Annotated in this window: 3 protein-coding genes; all 3 read right to left on the bottom strand. The window is 41.1% G+C overall.

Annotated features, from left to right (window positions below; translation table 11 throughout):
- Positions 1-9 precede the first annotated feature (9 nt).
- On the bottom strand, positions 10-423 hold the full coding sequence (locus CXF65_RS00950; RefSeq protein WP_101210719.1) for a hypothetical protein: 414 nt from the start codon (positions 421-423) through the stop codon (positions 10-12).
- Positions 424-509: 86 nt separating this feature from the next.
- Positions 510-1,187 carry a glutathione S-transferase family protein gene (locus CXF65_RS00945; protein ID WP_101210718.1) on the bottom strand — a complete coding sequence of 226 codons (678 nt, stop codon included), beginning with the start codon at positions 1,185-1,187 and terminating at the stop codon, positions 510-512.
- A 95-nt stretch (positions 1,188-1,282) separates the two neighbouring features.
- Positions 1,283-1,469: transposase (locus CXF65_RS00940; RefSeq protein ID WP_198551932.1), on the bottom strand; the 187-nt coding region annotated here is incomplete at its 5' end.

Raw genomic sequence — 1,469 nt, 5'->3', positions numbered from 1 at the left:
AAGCAATGATCAGTCCTGAGGTTTGATTAAGTACTTCTCACCAGTGGCTTGTTTACCATAAGCGGCGATTGACTGTAACTGCAACGCTTCTTGTAGCGTGACTTCATGCGTATAGCTGCTGGCAAATGTGGTGGTAATTTCTTCTGCCACACGCTTGCGCATCGACATAACCGTTTTAGTGCCCAGTTTGGCGAGCGCATTGAATAATAGGAATCCATTAACACCCCACGCAAAGCCAAAGTTGCGATTTAATTCAGCCGCGCTAAACATTACCCCAAAGTCAGAAGGATTTAATGGTGCCGCTTCAATACGAACGACGACTTCATCGGCATCAGGCTGCGGCATCTCAATATTTTGTAAAGATAGCGTTAATTTATTGTCGTCACTGATGGTTGAAACCAGTTGGATATTTTTATCAGTCATAATTTTTGCTCCTGCAAATGATGCGTGGCATCACTGCTTTTATTGATATGGGCTGTATTTTATTCTTAATTTTATCCTTAGCTACATTATTTAGATTGGGCAGCTTGTATTTGAGCTTTCACATGTTGCATAAATTTGGGCATATTTGCCAAGCGATCTGCCTCTATTTTTTGGGCAATGTCAGATTGACTCATCGTATCATTCCATTCTTTCATGCCGGGTATCTCTGCCAATACATCCCAGTCAAGTTGGGTTGCGGCAAAGGCATTGACGATTGTGTTTACATAATGAACATAAATATCAGCCATCGTGAACTGTTCACCTGCAATCCAAGGTGAAAATTGACATAGACGGTTTAAAGCAGTAATGCCTCGATTTAGTACTTGGCGTACTTCCTCTTTGACGGCGTCAGGTGCGTTGGTACCTGAAAATACATAAGGAATCAGGCGGCGGCTTGGCAGTTCAAAATAGAGCTCCGATATTTTCATGATTTGACGGACAGCTGCACGCTCTGTCGCAGATTCAGGATAGAGCGGTATAGCAGGGTAGGTCTCTTCAATAAAATCACAAATAACACTCGATTCTGAAAGAGTAACGCCCTCATCTGTTGTGATAGCAGGTACTTTGCCCACTGGGCTGACGCGTAGTAACTCATCGCTACCAGCGAATATAAGGTTTTCTTGGAATGGCAGTTCTTTATACAAAAGAGCATATTTGACTATATTGTAATAGTTGCTCGCAGCAAAACCGTGCAAAGTAAGCATAAATTATTATTCCGTTATTAACGTGAAGGTTGCTTTTAGTTGTAGTGCTCAAGCTAAACATATTATTCCTGTTTTTAATAGGGTGATATATATAGTCAATCCACAATAAAATTAGTACAACCCATGTCATGGAAAAGTTTAGGTAAATTATTCTCCATCCATCCTTGTCGTAGAAACTTAGCCTGTGCCCATTTTTTTTCAATAGGGTTTAAATCAGGGCTGTAAGGCGGTAGAAATAACAAGCGATGACCATGCCTGTTGAGTAATCTCTGAACGCGTTTA

Origin of the sequence: Psychrobacter sp. Sarcosine-3u-12, from assembly GCF_002836005.1 — a bacterium.
GTDB classification, from domain to species: domain Bacteria; phylum Pseudomonadota; class Gammaproteobacteria; order Pseudomonadales; family Moraxellaceae; genus Psychrobacter; species Psychrobacter okhotskensis.
This window is presented reverse-complemented; position numbering and strand designations above follow the sequence as displayed.